This window comes from Nodularia spumigena CCY9414, assembly GCF_000340565.2.
Taxonomy (GTDB): domain Bacteria; phylum Cyanobacteriota; class Cyanobacteriia; order Cyanobacteriales; family Nostocaceae; genus Nodularia; species Nodularia spumigena.
In genome coordinates this window covers 3,621,101-3,622,775 of sequence record NZ_CP007203.1, presented here as the reverse complement: position 1 = coordinate 3,622,775, position 1,675 = coordinate 3,621,101, and the positions used below count along the sequence as shown (strand labels likewise).

Annotated in this window: 1 rRNA gene and 1 other annotated feature (1 of these 2 only partly in view); the gene reads left to right on the top strand. The window is 48.3% G+C overall.

Annotated features, from left to right (window positions below):
• The first annotated feature begins 74 nt into the window (after window positions 1–74).
• Window positions 75–209 (top strand) — a sequence feature (16S ribosomal RNA rRNA prediction is too short).
• 367 nt (window positions 210–576) lie between these two features.
• A 23S ribosomal RNA gene (locus NSP_RS26455) occupies window positions 577–1,675 on the top strand; it runs 1,896 nt beyond the window's last position.

The following is a 1,675-nucleotide window of genomic DNA, read 5'->3' as shown; positions in this document are numbered from 1 at the left end:
GCCTGCGTGAAGTCGGAATCGCTAGTAATTGCAGGTCAGCATACTGCAGTGAATTCGTTCCCGGGCCTTGTACACACCGCCCGTCACACCATGGAAGCTGGTCACGCCCGAAGTCGTTACCCCAACTGTTCGCAGAGGGGGATGCCGAAGGCAGGACTGGTGACTGGGGTGAAGTCGTAACAAGGTAGCCGTACCGGAAGGTGTGGCTGGATCACCTCCTTTTAGGGAGACCGAATCCACTCAAACATCGAAAGCAAATCGCAATTAGATACTGAGTTGGTCATTCCTAGGTCGGTCGAGAATTGGTGAAAGCTTTCAAAGTATTTTTGGTTCAGTTCATTTATAAACATCTTAATCTCTAATTGGAATAAAAATTCAGCAATTGATTGCTTCATACAATCGAACTGCTGGGTGATAATCCAGCCAGAACCTTGAAAACTGCATAGTAACGCGAAAAAAAAGCAGGCAGACGGATTAGAGTCCTGATTGCTTCTTGACTGAGTGCTGAGTGAAATCAGTGCCTAGAAGGAAGTAAACAGAACGAAAAAAAGTTTGCAGAAACACCAATGTAAATGTGGTCAAGCTAATAAGGGCTTACGGTGGATACCTAGGCACACAGAGGCGAAGAAGGACGTGGTTACCGACGATATACTCCGGGGAGTTGGAAGCAAACTATGAGCCGGAGGTTTCCGAATGGGGCAACCCTAAATACTACCTGTTGAATATATAGACAGGAAAGAGCCAACCCAGCGAACTGAAACATCTTAGTAGCTGGAGGAAGAGAAATCAAAAGAGATTCCCTAAGTAGTGGTGAGCGAAAGGGGAAAAGCCTAAACCAAAGGATTTATCCTTTGGGGTAGTGGGACAGCGATATCGAATCTGGCGGTTAGACGAAGCAGCTAAATACTGCACCAAAGAAGGTGAAAGTCCTGTAGTCGAAAACTCAAGGATAGTAGCTGAATCCCGAGTAGCATGGGGCACGAGGAATCCCATGTGAATCAGCGAGGACCATCTCGTAAGGCTAAATACTACTGTGTGACCGATAGTGAACCAGTACCGCGAGGGAAAGGTGAAAAGAACCCCGGAAGGGGAGTGAAATAGAACATGAAACCGTAAGCTTACAAGCAGTGGGAGGACGATTGAACGTCTGACCGCGTGCCTGTTGAAGAATGAGCCGGCGACTTATAGGCACTGGTAGGTTAAGGCGAGAATGCCGGAGCCAAAGGGAAACCGAGTCTGAAAAGGGCGCTCAATCAGTGTTTATAGACCCGAACCCTGGTGATCTAACCATGGCCAGGATGAAGCTTGGGTAACACCAAGTGGAGGTCCGAACCGACTGATGTTGAAAAATCAGCGGATGAGCTGTGGTTAGGGGTGAAATGCCAATCGAACCAGGAGCTAGCTGGTTCTCCCCGAAATGTGTTTAGGCGCAGCGGTAATGATTAAATCTGGGGGGTAAAGCACTGTTTCGGTGCGGGCTGGGAGACCGGTACCAAATCGAGACAAACTCAGAATACCCAGAGAACACATTGCCAGTGAGACAGTGGGGGATAAGCTTCATTGTCAAGAGGGAAACAGCCCAGACCACCAGCTAAGGTCCCCAAATCATCACTAAGTGATAAAGGAGGTGGGATTGCATAGACAACTAGGAGGTTTGCCTAGAAGCAGCCAACCT